This window comes from Ruminococcus sp. AF17-1AC (genome assembly GCF_003461385.1).
GTDB classification, from domain to species: Bacteria; Bacillota; Clostridia; order Oscillospirales; family Ruminococcaceae; genus Hominimerdicola; species Hominimerdicola aceti.
In genome coordinates, this window is sequence record NZ_QTWZ01000001.1 from 249,202 (window position 1) to 275,301 (window position 26,100).

Sequence of the window (26,100 nt, forward strand, 5' to 3'; positions counted from 1 at the left end):
GTGGTCTAACACCTTTTAGGTGTACATTTCAAGCACCTGACGGCTTTTTCTGTCAAGCTTGTGAATGTCAGGACAGAAATATTTGTTGCCGTCTGCGTCGTTGACGTAGAGATAATCATAGCCTATCATTCTGAAATTCTGATACCAGTCACGGATACAGATAGTTTTCTGTCCCGAAGTTGTGTCAGCCTTTACAAAGATCGCACCACGCATATTGTCCTTTATGCTGTAGACCTTTGTTATCTCCGGCATATAGTATTTGTATTCAAGATAGCTGTCAAGAAGCTTGTATTGCTCACCGTCAAGCTCTGCCATATCTTTTATAACGCCTATCTCACGAAATTCTTTTTCAGAATTTTCGTATGAAAGGCTTATGTAGGTGGTCTTTGAGTAAAATGGTATGAGCCTTGTGGGGTTTACCTTGTGATAAGTCCTGCCCTCATAATCGAGGGTAAGAAAACCGCTTTCTTTCTTTGCAAGGCGTATTTTTTTGCAGTCAAGCAAATTAAGCTTATCGACCTCATAAACCTCCTGCTCAGCGGTAATATTTTCAGCCATTGTGTTCATCTCCTTACTATTCGTTTATGAACTGCAATGCTTCAGATTGCAGCTTGTAAAGCTCAAAGTATTTGCCTTTTTCTTTTATGAGCTTGTCATGTGTACCCATTTCTTTAAGCTCACCATTTTCGATAACGCAGAGCATATCAGCGTCACGGAGAGTTGAAAGGCGGTGTGCGATAGAGATTATTGTCCTGCCCTGTTTCAGATTGTCGATAGCGGCTTGTATCTTTCGCTCTGTCCTTGTGTCCATGGAAGCGGTCGCCTCGTCAAGGATAAGTATGTTAGGCTTCTGAATGATAGCCCTTGCGATAGATATTCTCTGCTTTTCACCGCCTGACAAGGATATTCCGCCCTCGCCGACCTTAGTGTTATAGCCCTCAGGGAGCTTTGTTATAAACTCATGTGCGTTTGCGGACTTTGCCGCTTCGATAACTTCTTCCATGGTGGCGTCAGGGTTTGCATAGCGGATATTGTCAGCTATCGACCCTATGAAAAGAAAAGTTTCCTGAGAAACTATGCCTATGTTACGGCGAAGATCGTCAAAAGCTATCTTCCTGATAGGCACACCGTCAATGGTTATCTCACCGCCTGTTACGTCATAAAGCCTTGCCATAAGGTTTATGATAGTGGATTTTCCTGCGCCTGTTTTACCAACGATTCCAAACATATGCCCAGCCTGAACCTTGAAAGAAACGTTTTTTATGATAGGGTGTCCTGCTTCATATTCAAAGGATACATTTTTAAGCTCGATATCGCCCCTCATGTTTTCCGTGTGAACAGGGTGTTCGTCCTCTTTTACAGTAGGCAGAGCGTCCATTATCTCAAACATTCTTGATGCGGCGTCCATACATTTTGCCCAGCGGTCGCCTATCCATGTGAAAAAGTTGATAGGATCCATAGCCATTTCAGTATAGGAAATAAGTGCTGAAAGTGCGCCGAATAGTATGTGACCTTTTATAACAAGCACTGCGCCAAGACAGAAAACAAGCTTGTTCACTATCCTATAGAACGTCCATATAACAGGGATAGTGTTTGCTATTCGTGAGTTTATCCTTGAGTTTATCAAAAATGCGTCAGTGTTTTTTACCCTATAGCGTTCTATCTCTCTGTCCTCACGGGCGAAAGCCTTTACCACACGCTGACCGTTCATAACGTCAGACAGCACCGAGTTTGCAGAACGCATTGCAACGTCATATTTGCGGTAAAGTTTACGCTGGCTTTTGTAAAATTGGTGCTGAACTATCTCTATCACCGAGATAGTGAGGATTATACCAAGTGACAGAAGTGGCGAAATTGTGAGCATTATTACTGCAATGCCCACTATCTTTACCACGTTTGTAAGTCCGTATGGTACTATGTCAGTAAAGAACCAGTAGATGTTCTGACTATCTCTGTCGACCCTGGACATAAGCGAGCCTGTCTGCTTGCTTGTGAAAAAGTCAAGGGAAAGCCGCTGCATTGAGGAGAATATCTTCACCCTAAGCCGGTGCGTAACAACAGGCACGACCTTTGAGGTTATAATGCCTGAGATGATACGCATTATCATTCCTGCAATGTTTATGCCCACGATGAGCATTACTATCATGAGTATCTTGCCATAGTATTTTCCGTTTTCCGCAAGCACATCATCATAGAGCATCTGAGAGCCGAATATCGGTGAAAGTATGGCAAAAACGTTGCTTAAAACTATGGTGAGCAGTATGAGAAATACCGCACCCTTAAATTCACCGAACATAGAAAGCAGGCGTTTGAACACCGAGCGTCTGTCTACACATCTCGGACAGACAGGGCGGTTAGGGTCAGGATAAGGCTCACCGCAGGTAGGGCAGTGGGTCTTTACTCCTTCAAGCAGGCGGTCGTCGATAGGCTCGTTCTTGGCTGTGCAGTTCACACGCTGGCTGAATTTCTCAAATTTGTCAGCAAAGCCAAGTGAGAACCTCGCTATAGGGAATTCCTTGCCGGACTTGTCCTTTATCATAAGTCTTGCGGAATTTGCATAGCGGTCAACAAACATTTCTTCAATGCTGTCTAAGGGGTATTCATCATAGCCTGATACTGTGAAGTTTACGAGATTTTTTCTCTTCTGCCCACGCTTCATTTTTCCGTATTCTTCATAGCCACGGAGTATGCAAAGGGTGTCTTTGGTGAAAGTTATGTATACGTCCACATATCCGCCCTCACCGTCAAGGTCAGCTTTTACGCAGTAAAGCAGCTCGTCAGTCATAACTCCGCGCTTTAGCAGTTCGTTTTCTGCAAGCTGTGGCAAAACGTCAAAAAACTTCATGTATTCCCTCCTTTTCGGGATAAATTTCATATTCCTCCGATATAATTCTGTAAATTCGCATAATGTAACTGCCTATAACAGGTCAAAAAAAGACCTCTGATACCTGATATCAGAGGTCGCAATAGATCTGCAGTATAATATCCAGAAAGCTGATAAAAATCTCATTAGCTTTTGGGAATAAGGGCAGGCAAAATGACATCTGAAAGGCATATTGAGCTTACATTATTTGTAAGGCTTATATTCTCGTTAGTCTTTAGAAGATCAAAAAGAATATTTCTCATTTCACCCACCACCTTTCAGTTTATTTTTTATAGCGTTTATCATTATACGAATTTTTGTGAAACATCACGCAAGGTTTATTATATAACCAAACTTTCTATTTGTCAATAGGATTTTCCAAATTTTTTTTGCTTTTTGAGAAAGCTGCCCAGAATATCAGCATAAGAAGTATCACCGCAAAGCACATCCAGCCAATAAGAACAGGCAGACTTCTGTTTGAGAATGTGTCATAGTATCCTTTGAGGTAGATGAAACATATAAGTGCAGGCACAACGTAGGCCATGTAGCTGCGAAGTCCGTCAGGGATATGCTTTCCCTTGCCAGTGTTGGTTTCCTTGATGAAGTTCTCCCAGCCCCAGCCGTTTTTGCGAACGCAGAAAAGCACTCCCACAAGAGAGCCAAGTGGCAGAAGATTCGATGATACCAAGAAGTCTTCAAGGTCCATGATAGTCGAACCTGCACCCATTGGCTGGATATTTTTCAGCAGGTTAAATCCAAACACAGCAGGCATTGTAAGCACAAGTATCATCACAAGGTTTACAATAAGTGATTTTTTTCTGCTCCAATCCCACAGTTCTACTGACATTGTGATAATGTTCTCAAACACTGCGATAACGGTGGAAAGCGCCGCAAATGACATGAAGATGAAGAAGAATATTCCCCACAAACGGCTTGAAGCCATATGGTGGAAAACGTTAGGCAGAGTGATGAAAAGCAGTGACGGTCCTGAGTCAGGCTCGATTCCGTATGCAAAGCAGGCAGGGATTATGATAAGTCCCGCAACGACAGCCACGGCAGTGTCAAGAACGATAACGTTCACAGACTCGCCTACAAGAGTGCGGTCCTTTTTCAAATAGCTTCCGAATATCTCCATTGTGCCTATGCCTATGCTCAGTGTGAAAAATGCCTGAGTCATTGCGGCGAAAAGCACTGATGTGAAACCTTTTTCCTTAAAGACGTCAAAGTCCGGCACAAGAAAGAATTTAAGCCCCTCAGAAGCGCCTTTCAGCCTGATAGAGTTCACCGCCAGCACCACCATGAGCGCCATAAGCAGTATCATCATAAATTTCGTTACCTTTTCAATGCCGTTTTGCAATCCCAGTGCGCAAACACCGATACAAAGTATGATAACGATAGCCGAGAATATGAGCATGAGCCACGGGGAAGCCTGCATATCCTTAAAAGCCTCAGCCGTTGCCGCTGTGCTTGAAGCGTCCAACGAGCCAGTGGCGTATTTGAAAGCGTAGTATAACATCCAACCTGTGACCATGGTGTAAAACATCATGAGCAGATAGTTTCCTGCAATGCTCGTGTATTTTGTGCAGTGATATCGACTACCGGGCTTTTCAAGTCGGTTGAAAGCCTGAGAAAGACTTCGGTTGCTTCCTCTGCCTATGGCAAATTCGCATATGAGTATTGGAAGACCCAACAGCACAAGGCAGATAAGGTATAGGAAAAGAAAAGCTCCGCCGCCGTTTTGTCCGCAAATGTATGGAAATTTCCACACGTTGCCAAGACCAATGGCACACCCTGCGGACACAAGTATAAATCCCAATCGGGATTGAAAGGTTGCTCTGTTTTTATTTTCGTTCATAATAATTCTCCTGTAAAAATAGTCATACAATCTCTATTATATAGTATATCTTATCTTTTGTCAAATTTTCACAAAGTATCATGTTACTATGCTAAAACGTGTTAAAACGAGCCTTTCAAAAAACGCAAAAGCGGGACGTCGAGGGCGCCGTCTCCTACATATACTGCAAAATGTTTTGTGAAATTTGCCGAAAACAAAAACCCTCCCAAAAGGGGAAGGCTTTGTTTTAAGGAAATGTATTATTAAAGGATAATTATTATGCAAATTTATATAAATTCTATTTTTCTGTAGGAGTCGATAGCACCCTGATGTTTAACGCTTTCACCGCAGAATTTATTTGAAAACGCTATACAGCGTTCTAGCTGTGTACTGTCAAGGTCACAAAGTTTTTCAACGGTCACGCTGAGAGTTTTCAGTGCATATAGGAACGAGCCTATAAATCCGTCACCGGCTCCTGTCGTATCAACAGCTTTCACCTTTTCGCTCTGTGCAAATGCCTGAGCGTTATTTGTGAAAGCATATGCCCCCTCTGAGCCGCAGGTGTATATCACAAGCTTCACATTGCCCGTGAAAAGCTTTGGCAGAGCGGCTTTGATGTCGTTTTCACCTGTGATAAATCCAAGCTCTTCGTCTGATATTTTCACAATGTCAGCCATTGGTATAAACTCATTCACGGTATCATGAAGAGCTTTCTTGTCGTTCCAAAGAGGAAAACGCAGATTAGGGTCAAAGCTTATCATTGCGCCTTTTTGACGTGCATAGGCGATAGCCTTTTTGTGTGCGTCTTTCATCGGAAAATCTCCAAGGGAAACACTGCAAAAATGCAGTGCGTATGCGTCCTCAAACCATTCCTCTTTTACCTGATCCGCTGAAAAAAGCATATCTGCGGAGGGCTTTCTGTAGAATGAGAATGTCCTGTTGCCGTCATTTTCAAGGCTCACAAAAGCCAAAGCTGTGTTCGCCTTGTCGGTGAAGCTCACAAGGGAAGTGTCGATTCCAGCCCTTGCAAGGTCGGCTGCTATCTTTCTTCCGAATGGGTCATCACCAAGCTGAGTGATAAATTTCGAGCTTCCACCAAGGATAGTGAACGCTCCGCAGACGTTTGCAGGCGCACCGCCGCTTTTAGGGCTGAAAGCCGTTACCTCCTCAAAAGCACAGCCTGTCTGTGCTGGGATAAAATCTATCAATGCTTCGCCTATGGCAAAAAGTGTGTTTCCCATTGCAGTTCCTCCTATCAGATGTCCCAGACCTGTGCTTCAAAGCCGTTTACTTTAAGCTTTACGCTGTCATTATCGGGATATATTCTTGTTGACATTACAGTTTCGCCGTCATTGATATATACCTCAATGCTTGACATATCTGCGATAACTCTTATGTTTCTCACGCTGTCTATCTCTGCATTTCTTACCGTTCTGCCACAGCCGTATTTTTCGTCAGTAAATTTCATTGTAAAGAGCTTTTTCTCTTTATCAAAGCCAAGTTCCAGCTTGCCGTCAAGGAATATGCTGAAGCTGTCAGCAGGCTCACCGTCAAGTTCAAATGGCAGAGGATATTCTGCAGTTTGACCGCTGCTCTGACGGCGTGCGTTGCTTTTAAGCTCGTCAAATTCAGCTATAGGCTGCTGTCTGGGCTTGCCGTTGGGTGCAACTGTTACGACCCTCGGTATGGTAAGGCAGTGCTGCCAGCCAAGCTCAGTTGTGGCATTGCCGTATGCCTTGTTATCCATGCCAAGCCAGCCTATGAGTATCCTCCTGCCCTGTGGGTCAAGAAATGTCTGCGGTGCATAGAAGTCAAAGCCCATGTCCCACTCGGTGAAGTCACCGAGAACGCTGTCCTCAAGCCTGCCCTGAACAGGGAAGTAGCCCGACTGGTTAAGGTTCTGCCACTTTGTTTCATAGTGAGGCATACCCTGCGGGCAGGTGCTTAAAAAGCCCTTGCCGTCTATCTCGAAATAGTCAGGGCATTCCCACATATAGCCGTAGCCCTCTTTGTATACCTTGCCGGTGTATTTCCAGTTTATAAGATCGTCAGATTCGTATACAAGCACACAGCCCTCGTCGTCAAGAGTTCTTGCACCGAGCACCATTTTCCATATGTCGCCCTCTTTCCACACCTTTGGATCTCTCACATGGCATGAGCAGAAATCAGGGTAGTCGCTGTTTCTGAGAAGTACCTGCTTTTCACTCATTTTGCTTCCGTCTGTGGTGGTGACGTGGATAACGTTCGCGCCTCTGCCGGCTTTGACATAATCATAATCGCCTATCATCTTCACATTACCTGTGTAGAAAATATGCAGAACACCATCATTTTCAATGGCGCTTCCTGAGTAAACACCATGGCTGTCCTCAGGAATGTCAGGCATCATAACTGCTCTGTCATAAGTCATGTGCATAAGGTCGCTGCCGTGATAATGTCCCCAGCCTCTTGGCGTGTGACCGTCAGCGGCAATTGGGCTGTACTGAAAATAAACATGATATTCGCCCTTGTAAAAGCTCAGACCGTTCGGGTCATTGAGCCAGCCGTCAGGCGGTTCGATATGAAATCTCTGACGCCATTTTGCGTTCTTTATTCTTTCTCTGTTTTCCAGTTTTTCTTTGTTATCCATTTATATCCTCTCCTTTTGATGCGTTGACTATAATTATTGACAGTTTGTCTGTGCTTTATGCGTTTACCTTTATTAGCTTATCTCCTATAGTCACTTCTGTGCCTTCTTCTGCAAGCTCCTCAACGGAGGCAAATTCGTCTGAATTGCCCACAAGAACAGGTGTGATAGTCTGATAGCCCTTACTCTTTATAAAGTCCATATCGAAAGTGATAAGCGTCTGTCCCTTTGTTACTCTGTCGCCCTCAGAAACGTAAGCCTTGAAGCCCTCGCCTTTAAGCTCAACAGTGTTTATGCCAACGTGGATAAGAAGCTCCTTGCCATTGTCAAGGGTCAGACCAACTGCATGGAAAGTGTCAAAAAGCGTTTCGACCTTGCCGTCGCCGGGTGCAACGACCTTGCCCTCAGTAGGTTCTATTGCCGCACCAAGGCCAAGTATGCCCTGCGCAAATGTCTGGTCAGGAACGTTTTCAAGCTTTACAGCCTTGCCGCTAAGCGGAGCTGTGATAATGCCGTCATCTGCTGCGTCTGCATTTTCAGCCTTTGTTTCGATAGCCTGTGCAGGCTGTTCAGCCTTTTCTGCCTTGTTTTCGGAAGGCTTGTTCTCGTTTTTTATCTGCTCGTTGTTCGTGCCGAAAAGCCAAGTAAGAGTGAATGCAACGCCCATTGCTACAGCCATTGAGATTATATACTTCACTGGGTGGTTGAGTGTAAGAAGTATTGCAAATATTCCTGTTACACCTGTTGCAGTTGCGCCAAGGTGGAGGATAGAAGCGACCATTGCTCCGCAAGCGCCGCCGATAGAACCGAATATGAAAGGTTTTACAAATCTAAGGTTTACACCGAATATTGCAGGCTCTGTTATGCCAAGCATACAAGACAGAGCAGATGGATAAGCCATTGATCTGATCTTATTGTTCTTGCTTCTTACTGCCACTGCAAGGCAGGCAGCTCCCTGAGCCATGTTTGCGGCAGATGCCAGAGGAAGCCAATAGGTCGCACCATATTTAGCAAGCTGACCAATGTCGATAACAGTGTACATATGGTGTATACCGCCAACAACTGTTGTTGAATAGAAACCGCCCATTATGAACGAACCAATGCCGAATGGGATAGTGATAAGCTTCTGAACGCCTGTGATAATGCCATTTTCAAGGGCAACGAATACAGGTCCAATAAAGGTGTAAACGAGGAAAGCCGTTACTGTAAGGCTCACAAGAGGTGTAACGAAAAGGTCGACAATGTCAGGCACTTTCTTGTGAAGCTTTTTCTCCATAGTCGCAAGAATGAATGAAGCGATTATGATAGGTATTACATGACCCTGATAACCTACCATGTGAACGTTGAACAGACCAAATATGGAGAACGTCTGCTCATATCCGTTTGTGGAAACTGTCCAGGCGTTTTGCAGGTCAGGGTGGATAAGGAACATTCCTATTACCGCACCAAGATAAGGGTTGCCACCGAACACCTTAGTTGCAGAATAGCCAATAAGTATCGGCAGAAATGTGAACGCTGCATTTGAAAGCAGTTTGAATATTGTGAAAACATATCCATTTGTGTCAAGGGAGATAAAGCCGTTTGAAGCCATGAAATTCAAGGCTTCCATTATTCCCATGATAAGACCGCCTGCAACGATAGCAGGGATTATAGGTACGAATACGTCGCCGAGAGTTTTGATAAGTCTTTTGAACCAGTTCTGCTTCTGAGCCACCTGAGCCTTGACTTCGTCCTTTGAAGAGGCTTCCACGCCTGCCTCTGCGATAAATTCGTCATAGACTTTGTTTACCGTTCCGGTGCCTATGATGATCTGAAGCTGTCCTGAAGCTTCAAAAACGCCCTTTACAACATCAATGTTCTCCAATGTTTCTTTCTGTATCTTTGAGTTGTCTGCGATTATAAGTCTTAATCTTGTGGCACAGTGTGCGGCACTGACCAGATTTTCCTTTCCGCCTATAGCAGAAAGTATCTCACGAGCTGAACTTCTGTGATCCATAATATCCCGTCCTTTGCTTGCATTTTTATTATTTTGTCCGAACTATATAATTTTATCAGTTTCATTATTTATGTGATACCGATTTCATTAACTATATTATAACCCATGGCGGTGCATTTGTCTATTGACAAATAATATAAACTTACAAGGCGGTATTACAAGGTTTCACACAGTTTCACATTTTTTCTCTGTAGACTCACGTTCTTCCAGCTCAAAACCGAGCGTCAGCGTCCTTGGTATAGAGCTTTCTCGTTTAAGTGAATTGAGCAGCATTTGTGCCGCTTCTATGCCTGCGGTGCGATAATGAAAATGCACAGAGGTCAGGGGAGTGGACGTGACATTACAAAGCTGAGAGTCGCCAATACCTGCTATCATTATATCCTCTGGTACTTTCAATCCCTGCTCACGGCAGGCAAGGAGTGCGCCTGCGGCAAGATTGTCGGTGGCACAGAAAATGTGGTCGTACCTTCTGCCACTTCTCAATAATGTCAAAGCCTTTTTGTAGCCTGAGTCCATTTTAAATTCAGCCGTTTGCATATCAGACTTTTCAATGTTGATGCCGTTGTCAGAAAGGGCGTGGAGAAACCCGTCTTTTCTTGCCTGACCTGCCGCCTTGTCCTGCTCAGTAACACCGATAAAAGCGGGCTTTTTGCAGCCTTTGTCAAGCATAAGCTTCTCTGCGGTATAGGCGGCTTTGTAATCGTCATGACAAACGCAGTTTGCACCCTTGTATTCCTGTCCCACAATTACCACCGGCACACGCATTTTTTTCAGCACAGCGTCATGGAGCGGAGTGAAAACAGAAGCCAAAAAGATAACTCCGTCAACACGATTGCTTCGGAAAAGCTCCAGATATTCCACTTCTTTCTTTGGGTCGTTGGCAGAGTTCACAAGCAAAAGCTGATAGCCCTGCTCGCTCAAGACCTGACTTATCCCTTCCACCTCTCTTGCACAGCTCTCACTTGAAAGCTTCGGTATAATAACTCCCACAAGCTTTGTCACCCTTGTTCTCACGTTCTGCGCCTGAACGCTTGGGGCATAGCCTGTTGCCTCTATGGCGGCTTCAATAAGCCTGCGCTTTTCTTCGCTCACATAGCCGTCGTTGAAATATCTGCTCACAGCAGATTTTGATACTCCTGCGGCTTTTGCAAATTCGGTAATGTTCATTCCTCGTCACTCCTTTTATTATATTATACCACTGCACTATGAATTTTCAATATGGTTTCATATGAATATTTCATATATAATGTGAAACCGTTTCAACTTAAAAAACTGCCGCACCCAATCGGTACAGCAGTTATGAAAATCTATTTCACTATGGCATGAAGCTTCCATTTTCCACCCTTGTATCTTAAAAGGCTCACCATAGCGGTCACAAACCACGTTGCGGCGGTGGTGTACCATATACCCCAGAAGCCTATGAAAGCTATCTTCGTGAGGATAAGTGAAAGACCTATCCTGCATATTACCTCCGCCATGCCGTTTACAAGGGCATAGTTTGTATCGCCTGCGCCGTTTAAAAAGCCCCTTGTGGTGTGGATAATACCCAGCGACCAGTAGAAAAGTGAGGTTATGATAAGCGCTTTTGCCGATATGCTTATAACAGTCTTGCCCTTGACAAACCAAGATGTTATCGCTCCACCGAACAGTGTGAACAGCACAAGCACCACCGCCGAGAATATCACCGATATCTTTATTGCACAAGCAAGACCTTTCTGCGCACGTTTTTCTTTTCCTGCGCCGATATTTTGTCCTGTGAATGTTGAAACCGCCGCATTAAGTGAAGAAAACGGCTGTTGAACGAACTGCTCAATACGCATTGAAACTGTGTATGCCGCCATGACCGTTTCGCCAAAGCCGTTAGTCACACGCTGGAGAGCCACCATTGATACCGAGATAAGTCCGTTTTGTATGGCGATAGGCACGCCTTTTTTCACACAGCGGCTCATCATGTCCTTGTCGGCGTGCAGATCGTCGGCGGTGAGCTTTATCTCTCCGCTCACTGCAAAGCAGTACACAATACAAGAAATGGCAGAAAGTGCCTGTGTAAGCACTGTAGCCCATGCCGCACCTGCTATGCCGAATTTGAATACCACCACAAAAAGCAGGTCAAGGAGGGCGTTTAGCAAGCTTGCTGCACCTAAGAATATCAGCGGTGTTTTTGAGTCGCCCAAAGCCCTCATTATGGCGTTTATCCAGTTGTATGCTGCCACCGCTATCGTTCCGCCGCAGGCTATCTGCATATACGCCACAGAATCTCCCATAAGCTTGTCAGGAACTTTCAAAAGCTCCAGTATAGGTTTTGCGGCAGGCACGGATAAAAGGCTTATTACAATGCCGAATATAGCCGTGACAAGCGCTGAGTTGAATACTGCCGACCGCAGGGCTTTTTGCCTGCCTGCACCGAAATACTGTGCAACAATTATTCCTGCACCCACCGAAAGACCAATGCAAAGGGTGTAAAACAGATAAGTGATAGAGCCTGTAGCACCAACAGCGGCAAGGGCGTCATCGCCCAGATAACGCCCCACCACCATAGTATCCACTATATTGTATGTCTGCTGCAAAAGATTTCCTGCAAGCAAGGGCAGTGAAAACATTATTATGTGTCGCATTTCACTGCCTTGTGTCATGTCTGTTGTTCTGCTTATTTTAGTCATTATTTTCCTTACGCTTCTTTCTCGCTATGCCGTATATCACTGCACCAACTGCCGCAGCAGCGCAAACGCCTGCCCCAACAGCTATAGGAAGCTTGCTTTTGCCTGACTTTTTGCTTTCAGACTTCGCAGGCTTTTCCTTCTCGAATGGTATCTTTCCGCCTGTTACCTGCATAGCGTCAATTGTATATTTGCCTGATTTTATGGTTACCTTTGCGGTGTGAGCGCCCTCAGACAACCCTTCAAAATGGCATGATATCTCACGCTGACCTGTCCTTGAAACTGTCACGAGCTGTTCATCACCTCCGTCTATTGATACCCCGAGTATAGCGTTTTCTCTTGTTTCACCTGAAAGCGCAAAGCCTGTTCCCTCAAAGCTTACTGTGAAAGAGTCGCCCTCTGTGCCATCTGATATGGTTCGTTTGTAGTTTTTGAAGCTGCTCATAAGGTTGTGTTCCCAGTTGCCCTCAAAAGTGAAGCAAGAGTCTGTTTCGTCAAAGCGAGTTACATATGTGTCACTGCCCTCCACAGGTTCAGCAGAGAAGTTGTCAAAGCTGTTTTTGTTGTATGAGCTGAAAAGTGACGCTCTGCCTGCACTTATAAGGGATTCACCCTCGTTCACAGTGTATTCAGCCACCATGTTTCCGTCAACATATCCACGGATAACGTTGCTTACAGCCTCGACTTTAAGCTTGTGAGAAGTCGTGCCGTCAAAGCCGTCTATGCTTCCACCGCTAAGAGTGCCGTCGTTTGCTTTAAGCTCCCAGCTTCCGTTCTCATAAAGCTTTATCCAATAGCCACTGTATGAATTGCAGCCAAGCGTGTATCTCAGACCAACGCCCACATAGTTTGATTCTGCGTCCTGCGAAGTCGCAAAAGCAGCGTCAACGTTCACAGAGTAGTTATACCACCTGTCGTCACCAAATGTAGTCACAGGTTCGGGGGTGTAGCCCCACTCGTTGGCTTTCATGTCAGCCGTTATCTGCTGAACTAGCATATTGCCCTTGTCGGTCTTTTCCACCTCGAAAGCACCGCCCTGATCTGTTGTGTATCTTGGCGCATTGCCCCTTGATGAAAGATAATTCTCAGGATAGCCTGCATACTCAAAATCGTCCGAATATGGAAGCTTCAAAACAGTGCGTTCGCTCTCGTCAGCGTTTTTGTATTCTGTGCGCTTAGGTGTAACAGTAGAAATTGTCACAATAGAATTTGGCTTCACTGTCACAGAGTATGTATAAGCTCCGCCGTTCTCTGTAGGGGTTATATCCTCAGTTTTCTTGAAATAATTCTCGTCATAGCTGCCGTCAATGCTGTCAGGACCTCTTGTTTCCCATACGCTCACGTTGCTTGACGCCTTGTCAAGTCCTGATACCTTGAGGTCATACTGTATAGGCTCGCTTGTAGTGTTTGTGATAACAGTGCTGTAATCGCCTGTTTCTGTGTCTGTGGCGGTCATATAGCTGTAAACTGCGTCGACGATAGCGTGGCCGTCACCGCCTTTTTTGCCGTCGCTGTAGCATCCGCTGTCAACGAACGCCCAGCCTTTTTCAATGAACTGTGAAAAATGCAAAGACATATAAAATCCGCTGTCAAGCATATAATAACCGCTCCAAGGGTCGCAGGCTGAGATAAGCTGTTTCTGACAGTAGCAAGCACCGTCATAGTATGCCGATACAACAGGCTGATACTCATAAAGTGTCATTTTGCCGTTTGGATACATTCCGATTATTCTGTTTGCAATATCAAGGGTGCCGTTTATGCCTGCCAGACCTGAGCCGTCATATCTGTATGTGCCCTGAGCATATGCCATTGGCGAGCTTGCTTCGCTGAACCAAAGCTCTTTGTTTTCTTCATATGCAAGCTTCTGTGCGTTCTCGGTGGACTCGCTTGTGTAATGGCTTCCCACCACGTCAACAACGTTCATAAGTTCGCTGTCCTCATACATTCTGTCAGCAAAGCCCCATGTGCAGACCTCTTCTCCACCGACTATCTTTATCTTTGAGTAGTCATAAGGGGTGCCTTTTTCACTTTTGAGATGAGAGGAAAGATATTTCACCCATTCAGGGTCAGCTCCACGCTCATTCTGCACAGCACTTACATAGTCAAATTCAAGTCCATATGTTTCATAAGCGGAGTCAAGGGTGTTCTTATACCATTTGTATCTTGCAGCATAAACGTCGGAAGCGTCAGATACCCACTTTGGTTCACTCCACCAAAGCATATCCAAGGTGAGGTCAGGATTTATCTTCTTTGCGTCAGAGGCAAGCTGGTATGCCGCACCTCTTGTTACGTCAGCCTTTTCGTCCTCAGTTCTCATTACAGATGGTTCTGTGCCTGATGATGAGTTTATATCCGCACCCATTTCCAACTTAAGGTGAGTAATGCCGATGCCCTCTTTGCCAAACATATACTCCATTATCTGCTCATATACATCAGGGTGTTCTGTCTTGTAATCCAGCAGAAGCCTTGATGAGTTGTTTGCGCTCACCATGCCTGCCCCTCTGTAGCGCATATTTTCTTTGAGCTGAGCCGTAGTTCCGTCAATAACTATCTCTCTTGTATTATTTGTATTGCTATCGTTCACCGTTGTTCCCTCCGCACTGCAATTGTAAGCGCCTGCGCTAGATATCATCATGACCAATGCTGACACCATTGACGCGCTCCTTTTTAGTATTGTCATAAGTTATCCTCCTTGCATAAAGCATGGCTTCTTGCTTTCTTATGACAATTATAAGCTTAAAGGAGTGTATGGTCAATCTGAAATATTTTGCATATTATTAAGATACGAACATTTTGCTTTGAAATATGCTAAGAAAATTCTAATAAAGCTTAAAATATTATTACAAACCTGTTCCTCTTGAACGACGGTATTCTCTTGGCGAAACGCCCTCCAGCTTTTTAAAAACGATGCTGAAATAGTTTCTGTCCTCATAGCCCACCTGCTTGCCTATGTCGCCTATTTCAGAGTCGGTGTTAAGAAGCAGAGATTTTGCCTGAGAGATACGTCGTTTTGCAATATATTCAAGGGGACGCATTGAAGTTTCTGCTTTAAAAACACGGCAAAAATGTTGTACTGACACCCCCGAAAGTCCTGCAAGTGTTTCTGCGGTAATATCCTCCATGTATCGGCTGTCAATATACAAAAGTGCCTGCCTTGTAATGCTTCCCACGTTGTTTCGGCTGTCAGGGAAAAGCATTGCAGTCCTCATGGCGAGGATATATTCATACACAAGTGCGGAAGTTTTTTCGCCACAATTCACAGGGTCGGCAGCGGCAACTAAAATTCGCTCAAAAAGCTGAGCAGGTTTTTGGGTGTTTATCTCAGGGGAGAATCTAAAGCTGTCAAAGCCAAGGTTTGCAAGCATTTGCCCCGCAAACTCTCCACGGAAAACTATCCAGTTTGTTATCCAATTCCCATTTGCAGGATAATATTCATGTGGAACGCTAGGGGGCAGATAAAATGCCGAGCCTTTAGTCTGCACAAATTCTTCTCCCCCGACAATTAGTCTGCCCTCGCCCTCTGAGGTAAAAAGAAGCTGATGTGAAACAAGCCCTTTGTCCCTTGTGACGTGAAATTCAGGGTCGGAAATGCCTATTCCGGTGAGATAAAAGGGCAGGGAAGTCTGCCTGCCGATAACAGGATATATGACCTTTGTCACTGCCGCACCTCCTTTTCAAAGTGTAGTTTCTTGGTAAATTATATATCCACAAGTGCGATTTGTCAATAGTTCGGTGCTTGACTACGGGTAAACATTGTGCTAAACTTTTATACACAGCGTTTTTCGACACAGCGAACGCCCGAAAGGCAGATGAACATTTTTGAAAAAAATCACGATAGGAAAGCATTCAAAGCCCTGATACAGACTGAAGGGTCAGCATTTTCGCTGACCCTTTTGCTTTGTCCTGCTATTTAATTCTCCGAAACATCAATAACAACATACTCAGACTTGCAGCCTGTTTTGAATTTTATCGCCCAGTCTGAAATGCCTGATGTCACGATAAAGTTGGTGTCCTCACGCTTTTCATAGCCGTATGTGCGGTCATTGCCGCCGATGAGAGTGCCAAGGAAGTTTATTGGTATGAGCTGACCGCCGTGTGTGTGACCTGACAAAACAAGGTCTACCTTTGACGCCGCCTGAGCGTCATAATCACAAGGCTGGTGATCCATTACAACTGTGAACTTCGAGCTGTCAAGATCCTTTGTGAGCTCTTCCATAGATGCTCTGTGACCGCCCTTTTCCATTTCCTCAGACCTGTCCTGTCTGCCTATTATGTAGAAACGATCGTCGATAAGCACGGTGTCGTCCTGTAATACGTTGACATTGTTCTTTTCAAGCTCCGCAATAAGATCGTCACCGCTGTAGCCACGATACGAAGGGTCATAGTATCCCTTGTCATGGTTGCCAAATGAGAAATAAACGCCGTATTTTGTTTTCAGCTTGCCAAGAGCTTCACAGCACTGTATCATGTCCTCTTTTGATGTGTCATCATCAACAAAGTCGCCTGTTATAAGCACCACATCGGGGTCAAGCTTCTGTATCTCTTCCATGTACTTTGCGAAGCCGTCCCCATGGAACGTTGTGCCAACGTGAGAGTCTGCAAACTGAACTATCCTTATATCCCCCGACTTCTTGTCTGTCTTGAGAGTGTAGTCAGTTTCCCACACATTGCTGCAAAGATACCAGCCCACCGCAAGATAAACCACCGTCAGCGGCACGGCGATAAAGCCTGCAAGGCATTTGCTTGCCTGTTTCTTTGATATCTTCTTTCCAATGAACACAAACAAGTCGCATAAAAGCCAGAATATAACAAGATGCAGCAAACAGATTATCGCATTTATCCAGTCCCATATAAGCCATATTATGCCGCCTGTGAGCACTATAAGACCTGCACTTATGGCGTATTTAAGTACCTTTTTATCCTTTGAAAGCTTTTTTATAAAGCCAAAAACTGATATTCTTCTTGTGAGATAAATAAAGCCAGCCACAGAGCAGACCGCCACAAGAATAGCTATCATTAACCATAAAAACATATTTTGCCTCCTGTAAAATTGCTGTAATATCATTATAAGTAGCAAAGCGGACTAATTTCAACGAGTTTTTTTTAACAATTCTTTACCTCTGTTAACATTTGTACCTATGTGCTGTTGAAAAAAGCGACAATAAGTTGTATAATTATCATATAGCAGAATGGAGGAAAGCAATATGTATGAAATGAAACGCACTGTAAATTGCAGCCAGATAGGTTCGCATGGCATAATAAGAAATAGCTGCCTTGTGGACCTTTTGCAGGATTGCTCTGTTATCCACCTTGACACTCACCCTGTTATGTCGCCTTTTTTTGAGAAAGAAAACTGCGTGATGTTTCTTGTGTCAAGACAGCTCGATATCGTCCGCAGACCTGAGCAAAACGAAAAGCTCACCGTCAAAACATGGACCTATGAGCTAAAAAGAATGTATGGCTACAGAAACACCGTTATATATGACGAAAACGGTGATATCTGCGTGAAGTCTATAGCTTCTGGCGCTTTCATGGACAAGACCTCTCAGCGGCCTATAAAAGCTCCACAGGAGCTTGTTGATAGGGTGAAGCTCTATCCAAAGCTTGATATGGAGTATCTTCCAAGAAAGATAGCCCTACCTGATACTGAGCCACAGGTGTATGAGGATATCCCTGTGTTGAAATGCTATATCGACATGAACGAACACGTCAATAATGCGAGATATCTTGACATAACAGACGAGTTTGTGGAAAACGAGTCAGCTGTGAAGCGTATCCGTGTGGAATATAAAAATCCCTTGAAGCGTGGTAAAGTCATAAAGGCTCTTGTTTATACCGATGAGGGCAGAAAATTTGTGGAGCTTTGTGATGAAAATAATAAGCCATATTGCATTACTGAGTATGATTATAGGTCATAATGCACAATTTAAGCTTGCAATAAGCTGATTTTGTTGTATAAAACACAGAAAGCATATTAATCCTATTGACATAGTAGGAATAAAGTGATATAGTATAACCATAGCAAACATAAGCGGTACAGAAAACCGCATAAAATAATTTTCATATCGGAGGTAGATTAAAATGTCAAAGATCTATAAGGGCGTTTCGGAGCTTATCGGAAAAACTCCAATAATCGAAGCAGTTAATTTTGAAAAGGCAGTAGAGGCTGACGCAACTATCCTTGCAAAGCTTGAATATTTCAACCCGGCAGGAAGCGTTAAGGACAGAGTTGCACTTGCAATGATCGAGGAAGCTGAGAAGAAGGGCGTTCTCAAGAAAGGTGCAACTATTATAGAGCCTACATCAGGAAACACAGGTATCGGTCTTGCGGCTGTGGGCGTATCAAAGGGCTACAAGGTAATTCTTACAATGCCTGAAACAATGAGTATCGAGAGAAGAAATCTTCTTAAGGCATATGGCGCACAGATAGTTCTCACAGAAGGAGCAAAGGGCATGACGGGTGCTATCAAGAAGGCTGACGAGCTTAAAGGCGAGATCGAGAATTCAGTTATCCTCGGTCAGTTCGTAAACCCAGCAAACCCAGCCGCTCACTTTGCAACAACAGGTCCTGAGATCTGGGAAGATACAGACGGTAAGGTAGATATCTTTATCGCAGGCGTTGGCACAGGCGGAACAGTAACAGGTGTTGGTCAGTATCTCAAATCAAAGAACCCTGACGTTAAGATCGTAGCAGTAGAGCCTGCAACTTCACCTGTTCTTTCACAGGGCAAATCAGGTCCACACAAAATTCAGGGTATCGGCGCTGGCTTTGTTCCTGATGTCCTCGATACAAAGGTTTATGACGAGATCCTTCCTATCGAGAATGAGGACGCTTTCAAGACAGGCAACAAGTTCGCTAAAACAGAGGGTATCCTTGTTGGTATCTCATCAGGCGCAGCACTTAAAGCAGCCGAGATACTTTCAAAGAGACCAGAGAACAAGGGCAAGACTATCGTTGCACTTCTCCCTGATACAGGTGAGAGATATCTTTCAACAGCACTTTTCGAGAGCTGATTTCTCAAACATATAAAATCGGAAAAGGGCAGACAGTCAGGCAAGCTGACGTTTGACCCAATGGGCAAGCTTTCTTCGATCAAATCCGATATAAAAAGCCGCAGGGTATACAGTTTTTGCGCTGTATGCCCTGCGGCTTTTATTAAGGCAACACCGCACAAAGCCCACCTGACGGCTTTGTGCGGTGTTGCCTTAAAGAATCCCCTTATAAGCTTTAACCCATTATGTTATTATCAGAATAATCAGGCTCATACTCATAATCTATTCCGAGAGCATCTGAGAAAGCCTTTGAAAGCTTGTCGTAATCAATGCCGAGTGCATTGTCTGTGTCATAAGAATTATCCGAATCGTCATCATCTGCCGAATTTAAAGAAATTCCAAAGCAAACATTGTCCCCTGCGTCAATAACAGGTGTGGAAGAGACGTTGTAATCGTCAATGTAAAAGTTTGATATTATGTTTGTGACCTGCTCCGCAACTGCAGTGCTGCCTGCTCCCTCAGGCACGTCCAGTGACATATATACAGTTTTTCCTTTGTTTGACATTGCTTCCTTTATGCGCTCAGGTATATCATAAACGCTGTCAAGCTTCTTGGCATTCTTGCATATGTAGCAATCGTCAGTTGAATTGCATTCAGGGAGGTCCTCTTTGTTCCAAGGATAAGAGCCGTCGTCCTTTGCAGTGTCAGGTACGTTGAAATATGCGTAGTCAGGAGCTTCGTTGCCGCCGTCAAATGTCACATCAAGGTGATACCATTTGCCGTCTACCTTCACAACGTTCCAAGCGTGTTCGCCGTTTTCTGTTGAGTGTATTATCTTGCTGTCGATACCCAGAACATCAAAAAACAGCTTTATTGTTGTTGCGTTTCCTACACAGATAGTAGAGTGGTCATGGAAAAATCCGTAAGGATTGTATGACTCGTCATCTTCACTGTCATCAGATATCGCCACAAGAGAATCGTCATTAAAGTGGGTCTGAGAGAACACATAATCATAAACAGACTTTTCCTTGTCATATTCGCTCATGCCGTCTTTGATTATCTCGCCCACAGCCTTTTTTAGCTCTTTGAGTATGTATTTGTCCTTATCGTCAGTGAGCTTTGAATCATCACCCGACTTGTAAGCTTCAACCACTGCCGTATCATCATAGATAGGGTGTATCTCACCATTTACGTTGCCGTCACCGTCTGCGGGATCAAATATATCCTCCCCCAGAATGTTAGAAAGCGTGTTTTCCAGCTTTTCAAGCTTGTCGTTAAGTTCTTTTATCTTCTCGCTGTCGCTGCTTTCTGATTGTGATGATGTGCTTTTAGTAATTTTAGTATCAGAACTGCTTTTATCTTTTGCACAACCTGTCATACCCGCTGTAAGGCAGGTCAGACAAAGTGCGAGGGTAAGTATTTTTTTCGCTGTTGTCATTTTCTTTCCTCCGTTTTTTAATTTATCATGTCTGTTATCTCGTCAGATATCTCGTCAGCATTGTCAGAGATAACAAGCACCCAGTAATCTCCAGCCTGAAATATCTTTGCCGCCTGTATTTTCTTTGTTTCTTCAGGCTTGTAGTTTTCATATTGATTAAGTCTGTAGCTCAGCCTGTCTGCAAGCTGGCTTTTTGCACTGCTTCCGTCAGCCATTTTGAGCATTGATATCTCGTCAGCATAATTGCCGTCAGAGGAGTAAAGTATTCCTCCGTCGCTGAGCTTGTCAGCTTCTATACCATAAAGCTTTTCGGTATTCTTTGTGAAGCTGTCCTCACCGTAAAAAGTCGAAGCGTCCATGTGGTCGCCCTCTATTGCCGAAAGGATATCCTTTGCAGTTTTACCGCTGTCTGCCGTAGATGTAACAGCACTTTCGGAGGCCTCAGACGAAATGGCGTTGTCTGCTCCGCATGATGTCATTGAAAGCGTGGTAAGAACTGTAAGTGCAGATGTTATCACGCAAAGTACTCTAAGAAACATATCTTTCCCCTTTCTCTGTCAGCCTTTCCTGACGACTTAAATTATAGCATTTTTGCAAGCTGTTTTCAATGGATTTAAGAAATTCGTAAGAAAAAACACCATAAAAATATCCGCCCTGTAAAAAGACGGATATTTTACAATGTTGTTACCAAGGCTTAACAGTTCCAACTATCTCAGAGATGTTGTTTATACCGTTGTCTTCGCAGAATTTCTGCATACCCTCGGCTATCTTCACAGGTGCATAAGGGTCAGCAAATATTGCCGCACCTACCTGAACAGCTCCTGCGCCTGCCATCATCATTTCAATGGCGTCTTCCCATGTGGCGATACCGCCCATGCCCATAACAGGTATTTTAACAGCGTTTGCCACCTGCCATACCATTCTTACGGCAACAGGGAACACCGCAGGACCGGAAAGTCCGCCCACGTTGTTTTTCAGTATAGGACGGCGTGTCTTTATGTCGATACGCATACCGAGAAGCGTGTTTATAAGGGAAACAGCGTCCGCACCGTTTGCCTCAACAGACTTTGCAATGTCCACAATGCTCGTAACGTTCGGCGAAAGCTTTACCATAAGCGGCTTCTCTGTAACGTCCTTTACAGCCTTTGTGACAGCACCTGCAACGTTGCAGTCGGTGCCGAATGCCGCTCCGCCCTGTTTTACGTTCGGGCAGGATATGTTAAGCTCTATCATGTCAACAGCCGTGCCGTTGAGCTTTTCTGCAAGCTCTGCACATTCTTCGATAGTTGAGCCTGCTATGTTGGCTATTATCCTTGTGTCCTTTGTTACAAGGTTTGGAAGCTCATAGTTTATGAACTTGTCAACGCCGCCGTTTTGAAGTCCAACAGAATTGAGCATACCGCTTGGAGTTTCCGCAACTCTAGGACCTGGGTTGCCCTCACGGCGGTGAAGCGTAGTGCCTTTTACGGATATTCCTCCAAGCTTGGAAAGCGGATAGAACTGCTCGTACTCTCTGCCGTAGCCGAACGTGCCGCTTGCAGGGATAACAGGGTTTTTGAACTCAACTCCGCAGAAATTCACATTTATCCTATTCATCAAACACTACCTCCTCGCTGTCGAATACAGGACCGTCCTTGCAAACGTGAGAATTGAACTCCTGACCGTCCTTGACAGTGCGGCATACGCATACAAGACACGCACCCACGCCGCAAGCCATTCTCTGTTCCAGAGATACCTGACAGTAAATGCCGTTTTCCTCACATATCTTCGTGATATTTTTGAGCATTATCATTGGACCGCAGGCATAAACGATATCAGGCTTTTCGCTTTTAAGCACATCAAGAAGTGCGTCAGTAACAAAGCCCTTTCTTCCTGCCGAGCCGTCGTCAGTGCAAAGCTGAACGTCACAGCCCATAGCCTTGAAGTCCTCCTGCAAAATGACAGCCGCAGCGTTTCTGAAACCGCTTATAACAGTGGCGTTCTCGCCGTATTCCTTTGCAATGCCCACCATTGGAGGCGTGCCTATGCCGCCGCCGATACAGACAGCTTTTTTGCCCTTTTCAAGCACCTTGAAGCCGTTACCCAGCGGTGCGATAATGTCAACAAGGTCGCCCTTGTTAAGCTCGCTTATCTTGTCAGTGCCGTGACCTCTTACCTCAAAAACAAGGCGGATAGTACCCTTGTCCTTGTCGATATCGCAAATAGAGATAGGTCTGCGGAGGAAAAAGCCCTCAGCCTGCACCTGTGCAAACTGTCCTGCCTTTGCCGCCTTTGCAATGTGCGGACAGTATATCTCAATGTCAAAAATTCCTTTTGCAAGGGTCTTTTTTGAAACTATTGGGTATTTACCCTGCTTGTACATTAAAAATCCTCCCTGTATTAGTTCTTTACTTCATTCGGAGCGTTCACCGCATCAAAAACGAGAGTGACCGAGTTATCATTATCAGTATAAGTAAGCTTTAGCGTGTAAGAGTCAGCAAAATAGCCTATCTCCTGCCTTTTGGACATATTCTCCCAACCGGCAGGCGGCGCAAAATCCACTCCGCTGTCATCAACAAAGATAAGATCAAGATCGTCGCCGTCCATTTCGATAGTGCCTTTTAAGCAGGGGTTGCCTGCTTCTGCGTCATACATGAGATAGTTGCCGTCTGAACGGATAATAAGGCTGAGATAGCCCGAATAAAGCTCGCTGTTGTCAAGGGGCGTTTCACGGCATTTCCACTCGCCTACGATACATCTTGGAAAATCGCTTTGCTCCTGCTGACTTTCCGTCAAAGAGCTTGTATCCTCGTTCTTTGCGCAGGAGCATAAAAGCAATGCTCCCACCGTCGCTGTAAACAATATAACGCCCTTTGCTGTCATACTCAGTCACTCCTTTAGTGTTTATTCAAGTGTGATCTTTGGCAGATATGAGATTATATCCTCTTTCATTCTGATAACTTCACGTCTTGCAGCCTTTGCAAAATCGTGCTCGTCGCAGTTATCCTCTTTCTTGTATGCACACATTACGCCACGGGAGGAGTTTACGATCGCACCAAGTCCGTGATCGTCAAATGCCTTTGATACGCCCTCAGCACCGCCTCCCTGTGCACCGTAGCCCGGTACAAGGAAGAATGTGTGCGGCAGAGCCTTTCTCATTTCAGCAAGCTGCTCAGGATAAGTCGCACCCACAACTGCGCCAACACCGCTGTAGCCATACTTGCCCATAACGTCCTTGCCCCACAGCTCGCACATTGAGCCCATTGTGGCATAAACTGTCTTGTTGCCTATCATAAGATCCTGAAGCTCACCGCTTGACTTGTTTGATGTCTTTACAAGAACGAAAATGCCCTTGTCATATTTTCTGCACTGGTCAAGAAGCGGATTTATTCCGTCTGAGCCGAGATAGCCGTTTACAGTGAGAGCGTCTGCACCGAAAGCCTCAATAAGCTCGCCGCCAACGTCAGTAAGACCAAGATGTGCGATTGCGTAAGCTTCCATAGTTGCGCCGATATCGTTTCTCTTTCCGTCTGTCATGACGAACATACCTTTTTCTTTTGCATACTGTATAGTCTTGTAAAGTGTCTTTACACCCTCGTAGCCATACATTTCATAGTATGCAGCCTGTGGCTTGATAGCAGGGCAGATATCGTGTATCTCGTCGATTATAGTCTTGTTGAATTCCCATATAGCCTTTGCCGCACCCTTGAGCGTCTTGCCGTATTTCTTGAACTTCTTTTCCTTGATGTATTCAGGAACATAGTCAAGCTTTGGGTCAAGCCCCACTACTGACGGGTTCTGTGTCTTTACGATATTTTCAATAAGTCTGTCAAATGCCATTTTTATCTTCCTTTCGGATATTTTATTTTAAAGCTCAAAAACGAGCTTTCCTCTGCATATTGTGTACATTACCTTGCCTTTGAGCCTTGTGCCTTTGAACACGCTGTTTTTGCTCTTTGAATTAAGCTCCGCAGGGATAACTTCCCATTCATAGTCAGGGTCAAAGATACAAAGGTCGCATCTTTCACCAACTGCTATTTTGATAGGCTCAAGTCCCATTATCTTTCTCGGATTTACCGACATTATCTCTGCTATCTTGTCAAGACCGCATTTGTCGCTGTGATAAAGCTTTGTAAGCGTAGCTGCAAGAGAAGTTTCAAGTCCCACAACACCGTTTGGAGCTTTCTCAAAGTCAGCCTTTTCCTCTGCGGAGTGTGGAGCGTGGTCGGTGATGATGCAGTCGATAGTGCCGTCAAGAACAGCTTCCTCAACAGCCGCCCTGTCCTCCTCAGTTCTAAGTGGAGGCGACATTCTGAAATCTGCGTCACGGGCTAAAAGCTTTTCATCTGTGAATGTGAAATAGTGCGGCGCAGTTTCGCAGGTGACCTTAACGCCGTCCTTTTTCGCCGCTCTTATGATGTTCACAGAGCCTTTGGTGGAAACGTGGCATATGTGAACTCTCGCATTACAGCTCATTGCAAGGCATATCTCACGGGCTGTGATATAGTCCTCAGAGGCTCTGTCCATGCCCTTTACTCCAAGCTTTTCGGATATCTCGCCCTTGTTGATGATACCACCGTTTATTATCTTCAGGTCCTCGCAGTGAGAAGTCACGATAAGACCGTTTTCATTAGTTTTTTCAATAGCCTGACGCATAAGCTCAGCGTTCTCAACAGGTCTGCCGTCATCAGAAATGGCGGTAACTCCTGCGGCTTTGAGTGCGTCATAGTCGCAAAGCTCCTGACCTTTCATGCCCTTTGTAACGCAGGCAATAGGGAAAACGTCGATACCTGTTTTCTTTGCCTTTTCAAAAACGTATTTCACGCCCTCAGGGGAGTCGATAGGAGGTTTTGTGTTCGGCATACAAGCGACACCTGTGAAACCGCCAGCCTTTGCGGCGTTCGCACCTGTGATGATGTCCTCCTTGTAGGTAAGACCTGGGTCACGAAAGTGAACGTGCATATCGAAAAGCCCAGGCAATGCACAAAGCTTGCCCTTTGCGTCGATAACTCTCTGAGCATGCTCGTCAGTTTTTCCAAGGCTGACTATCTTTCCTCCGTCAATGCCTATGTCCGTTATACCGTCAAGCCCTGTCTGCGGGTCGCAGGCACGGATATTTTTGATCAGTAGCTCCATTTTTACTCCTTTTTTATCTTAATCAAGTCTTTACTGCACAAAAGCTGCGGCTAAACATATCGTTCAGCCGTAGCCCTTGAAAATTCGTTATTTGCCGTCGTAGAATGAGCCGTCAGAGTCTTTTCTCTCGCAAGAGTAAACTCCGTCAGAGTTCTGGAAGATGAACTTGCAGGTAGCGACCTTGTCGCCCTCGTCCTCAGACGGTACAGAAAGGTTTTTGTAGGAAATAGTCGAGAAGAACTTCATTCTCAGACCGATATCAACAGTTGTATCTCTGTCAGACGGATTTACAAGAAGCTGTATCTTTCCGCTTCCCCCGTCCTCTTGAATTTTAAACCAGCCCTTTGCGATAACTGATTTGTCATCAGCGTGAGTGATAGTGAAATCGCCCTCGTCAGAGAACTCAAAAGTGATGTTTGCGTCCTTATCTGTCCATGTTCCAGAGATAAGCTCTCTTGAATCGCCTGATCTTGACGGCTGATTGAATACATATGTGCAGATGAAAACACCTACTACTACAAGAACTACAAAGAGTATTCCAAGCAAGCCTGAAATGAATTTTTTCATATTATTTCGCCTTT

The 26,100-nt window shown here is 44.9% G+C and carries 21 protein-coding genes; 2 read left to right on the forward strand and 19 right to left on the reverse strand.

Annotated elements, in window-relative coordinates; genetic code table 11:
* Positions 1–15: 15 nt before the first annotated feature.
* From DWW81_RS01075 to DWW81_RS01125, 11 genes are all read right to left on the reverse strand, one after another.
* Positions 16–558 carry a DUF1854 domain-containing protein gene (locus DWW81_RS01075; protein ID WP_181982631.1) on the reverse strand — a complete coding sequence of 181 codons (543 nt, stop codon included), beginning with the start codon at positions 556–558 and terminating at the stop codon, positions 16–18.
* A 16-nt stretch (positions 559–574) separates the two neighbouring features.
* Entirely contained in the window at positions 575–2,845 is a 2,271-nt protein-coding gene (locus DWW81_RS01080) for an ABC transporter ATP-binding protein (RefSeq protein WP_117896394.1), read from the reverse strand.
* Positions 2,846–3,221: 376 nt separating this feature from the next.
* Positions 3,222–4,718 carry a sodium-dependent transporter gene (locus tag DWW81_RS01085; RefSeq protein ID WP_117896396.1) on the reverse strand — a complete coding sequence of 499 codons (1,497 nt, stop codon included), beginning with the start codon at positions 4,716–4,718 and terminating at the stop codon, positions 3,222–3,224.
* 266 nt (positions 4,719–4,984) lie between these two features.
* On the reverse strand, positions 4,985–5,938 hold the full coding sequence (locus DWW81_RS01090) for a carbohydrate kinase (RefSeq protein WP_117896398.1): 954 nt from the start codon (positions 5,936–5,938) through the stop codon (positions 4,985–4,987).
* A 14-nt stretch (positions 5,939–5,952) separates the two neighbouring features.
* The gene (locus DWW81_RS01095; protein ID WP_117896399.1) at positions 5,953–7,323 is read right to left on the reverse strand and encodes a glycoside hydrolase family 32 protein; all 1,371 of its coding nucleotides are present in this window, start codon (positions 7,321–7,323) and stop codon (positions 5,953–5,955) included.
* Positions 7,324–7,378: 55 nt separating this feature from the next.
* The gene (locus DWW81_RS01100) at positions 7,379–9,316 is read right to left on the reverse strand and encodes a PTS beta-glucoside transporter subunit IIBCA (protein WP_117896401.1); all 1,938 of its coding nucleotides are present in this window, start codon (positions 9,314–9,316) and stop codon (positions 7,379–7,381) included.
* A gap of 165 nt (positions 9,317–9,481) precedes the next feature.
* Complete coding sequence (locus DWW81_RS01105) at positions 9,482–10,483, reverse strand: LacI family DNA-binding transcriptional regulator (protein WP_117896403.1); 1,002 nt, start codon at positions 10,481–10,483, stop codon at positions 9,482–9,484.
* A gap of 140 nt (positions 10,484–10,623) precedes the next feature.
* The gene (locus DWW81_RS01110) at positions 10,624–11,976 is read right to left on the reverse strand and encodes an MATE family efflux transporter (protein WP_117896405.1); all 1,353 of its coding nucleotides are present in this window, start codon (positions 11,974–11,976) and stop codon (positions 10,624–10,626) included.
* Positions 11,969–14,653, reverse strand: a complete 2,685-nt coding sequence (locus tag DWW81_RS01115) for a glycosyl hydrolase family 59 (RefSeq protein ID WP_117896407.1) — start codon at positions 14,651–14,653, stop codon at positions 11,969–11,971. Before DWW81_RS01115 ends, DWW81_RS01110 begins: the two co-directional genes overlap by 8 nt.
* A 160-nt stretch (positions 14,654–14,813) precedes the next feature.
* A complete protein-coding gene (locus DWW81_RS01120; protein ID WP_117896409.1) occupies positions 14,814–15,632 on the reverse strand; it encodes an AraC family transcriptional regulator in 819 nt (272 codons plus the stop codon).
* Positions 15,633–15,883: 251 nt separating this feature from the next.
* Positions 15,884–17,005, reverse strand: a complete 1,122-nt coding sequence (locus DWW81_RS01125; protein ID WP_181982632.1) for a metallophosphoesterase — start codon at positions 17,003–17,005, stop codon at positions 15,884–15,886.
* A 172-nt stretch (positions 17,006–17,177) separates the two neighbouring features.
* Between DWW81_RS01125 and DWW81_RS01130 the strand changes: the two genes are divergently transcribed.
* The gene (locus DWW81_RS01130) at positions 17,178–17,891 is read left to right on the forward strand and encodes an acyl-ACP thioesterase domain-containing protein (RefSeq protein WP_117896413.1); all 714 of its coding nucleotides are present in this window, start codon (positions 17,178–17,180) and stop codon (positions 17,889–17,891) included.
* A 163-nt stretch (positions 17,892–18,054) separates the two neighbouring features.
* Complete coding sequence (gene cysK, locus DWW81_RS01135) at positions 18,055–18,987, forward strand: cysteine synthase A (protein ID WP_038671060.1); 933 nt, start codon at positions 18,055–18,057, stop codon at positions 18,985–18,987.
* 214 nt (positions 18,988–19,201) lie between these two features.
* On the opposite strand, the gene DWW81_RS01140 is transcribed toward cysK, so the two are convergent.
* The 8 genes from DWW81_RS01140 to DWW81_RS01175 all read right to left on the reverse strand — a co-directional run bounded on the left by DWW81_RS01140 (position 19,202) and on the right by DWW81_RS01175 (position 26,086).
* On the reverse strand, positions 19,202–20,404 hold the full coding sequence (locus DWW81_RS01140) for a transglutaminase domain-containing protein (RefSeq protein ID WP_117896415.1): 1,203 nt from the start codon (positions 20,402–20,404) through the stop codon (positions 19,202–19,204).
* Positions 20,405–20,421: 17 nt separating this feature from the next.
* A complete protein-coding gene (locus tag DWW81_RS01145) occupies positions 20,422–20,943 on the reverse strand; it encodes a DUF4358 domain-containing protein (RefSeq protein ID WP_117896417.1) in 522 nt (173 codons plus the stop codon).
* 145 nt (positions 20,944–21,088) lie between these two features.
* Positions 21,089–22,000: a dihydroorotate dehydrogenase gene (locus DWW81_RS01150; protein ID WP_038671065.1), complete on the reverse strand. Its 912-nt coding sequence runs from the start codon at positions 21,998–22,000 to the stop codon at positions 21,089–21,091.
* The gene (locus DWW81_RS01155; protein WP_117896419.1) at positions 21,993–22,766 is read right to left on the reverse strand and encodes a dihydroorotate dehydrogenase electron transfer subunit; all 774 of its coding nucleotides are present in this window, start codon (positions 22,764–22,766) and stop codon (positions 21,993–21,995) included. Before DWW81_RS01155 ends, DWW81_RS01150 begins: the two co-directional genes overlap by 8 nt.
* Before the next feature lie 17 nt (positions 22,767–22,783).
* Positions 22,784–23,266: a hypothetical protein gene (locus tag DWW81_RS01160; protein WP_117896421.1), complete on the reverse strand. Its 483-nt coding sequence runs from the start codon at positions 23,264–23,266 to the stop codon at positions 22,784–22,786.
* 21 nt (positions 23,267–23,287) lie between these two features.
* The gene (gene pyrF, locus DWW81_RS01165) at positions 23,288–24,223 is read right to left on the reverse strand and encodes an orotidine-5'-phosphate decarboxylase (protein WP_117896423.1); all 936 of its coding nucleotides are present in this window, start codon (positions 24,221–24,223) and stop codon (positions 23,288–23,290) included.
* A 27-nt stretch (positions 24,224–24,250) separates the two neighbouring features.
* Positions 24,251–25,519 carry a dihydroorotase gene (locus tag DWW81_RS01170; protein WP_117896425.1) on the reverse strand — a complete coding sequence of 423 codons (1,269 nt, stop codon included), beginning with the start codon at positions 25,517–25,519 and terminating at the stop codon, positions 24,251–24,253.
* Positions 25,520–25,606: 87 nt separating this feature from the next.
* Positions 25,607–26,086, reverse strand: coding sequence for a hypothetical protein (locus tag DWW81_RS01175; RefSeq protein WP_117896427.1), 480 nt, complete (start codon positions 26,084–26,086; stop codon positions 25,607–25,609).
* Positions 26,087–26,100 lie beyond the last annotated feature (14 nt).

Coding starts and splice junctions, on each gene's coding strand:
- DWW81_RS01130 (WP_117896413.1), top strand. CDS start 17,178: ATGTATGAAATGAAACGCACTGTAAATTGCAGCCAGATAGGTTCGCAT.
- DWW81_RS01075 (WP_181982631.1), bottom strand. CDS start 558: ATGGCTGAAAATATTACCGCTGAGCAGGAGGTTTATGAGGTCGATAAG.
- DWW81_RS01085 (WP_117896396.1), bottom strand. CDS start 4,718: ATGAACGAAAATAAAAACAGAGCAACCTTTCAATCCCGATTGGGATTT.
- pyrF (WP_117896423.1), bottom strand. CDS start 24,223: ATGGCATTTGACAGACTTATTGAAAATATCGTAAAGACACAGAACCCG.
- DWW81_RS01090 (WP_117896398.1), bottom strand. CDS start 5,938: ATGGGAAACACACTTTTTGCCATAGGCGAAGCATTGATAGATTTTATC.
- DWW81_RS01175 (WP_117896427.1), bottom strand. CDS start 26,086: ATGAAAAAATTCATTTCAGGCTTGCTTGGAATACTCTTTGTAGTTCTT.
- DWW81_RS01095 (WP_117896399.1), bottom strand. CDS start 7,323: ATGGATAACAAAGAAAAACTGGAAAACAGAGAAAGAATAAAGAACGCA.
- DWW81_RS01145 (WP_117896417.1), bottom strand. CDS start 20,943: ATGTTTCTTAGAGTACTTTGCGTGATAACATCTGCACTTACAGTTCTT.
- DWW81_RS01100 (WP_117896401.1), bottom strand. CDS start 9,316: ATGGATCACAGAAGTTCAGCTCGTGAGATACTTTCTGCTATAGGCGGA.
- DWW81_RS01150 (WP_038671065.1), bottom strand. CDS start 22,000: ATGAATAGGATAAATGTGAATTTCTGCGGAGTTGAGTTCAAAAACCCT.
- DWW81_RS01170 (WP_117896425.1), bottom strand. CDS start 25,519: ATGGAGCTACTGATCAAAAATATCCGTGCCTGCGACCCGCAGACAGGG.
- cysK (WP_038671060.1), top strand. CDS start 18,055: ATGTCAAAGATCTATAAGGGCGTTTCGGAGCTTATCGGAAAAACTCCA.
- DWW81_RS01160 (WP_117896421.1), bottom strand. CDS start 23,266: ATGACAGCAAAGGGCGTTATATTGTTTACAGCGACGGTGGGAGCATTG.
- DWW81_RS01105 (WP_117896403.1), bottom strand. CDS start 10,483: ATGAACATTACCGAATTTGCAAAAGCCGCAGGAGTATCAAAATCTGCT.
- DWW81_RS01125 (WP_181982632.1), bottom strand. CDS start 17,005: ATGTTTTTATGGTTAATGATAGCTATTCTTGTGGCGGTCTGCTCTGTG.
- DWW81_RS01155 (WP_117896419.1), bottom strand. CDS start 22,766: ATGTACAAGCAGGGTAAATACCCAATAGTTTCAAAAAAGACCCTTGCA.
- DWW81_RS01115 (WP_117896407.1), bottom strand. CDS start 14,653: ATGACAATACTAAAAAGGAGCGCGTCAATGGTGTCAGCATTGGTCATG.
- DWW81_RS01140 (WP_117896415.1), bottom strand. CDS start 20,404: ATGACAACAGCGAAAAAAATACTTACCCTCGCACTTTGTCTGACCTGC.
- DWW81_RS01110 (WP_117896405.1), bottom strand. CDS start 11,976: ATGACTAAAATAAGCAGAACAACAGACATGACACAAGGCAGTGAAATG.
- DWW81_RS01080 (WP_117896394.1), bottom strand. CDS start 2,845: ATGAAGTTTTTTGACGTTTTGCCACAGCTTGCAGAAAACGAACTGCTA.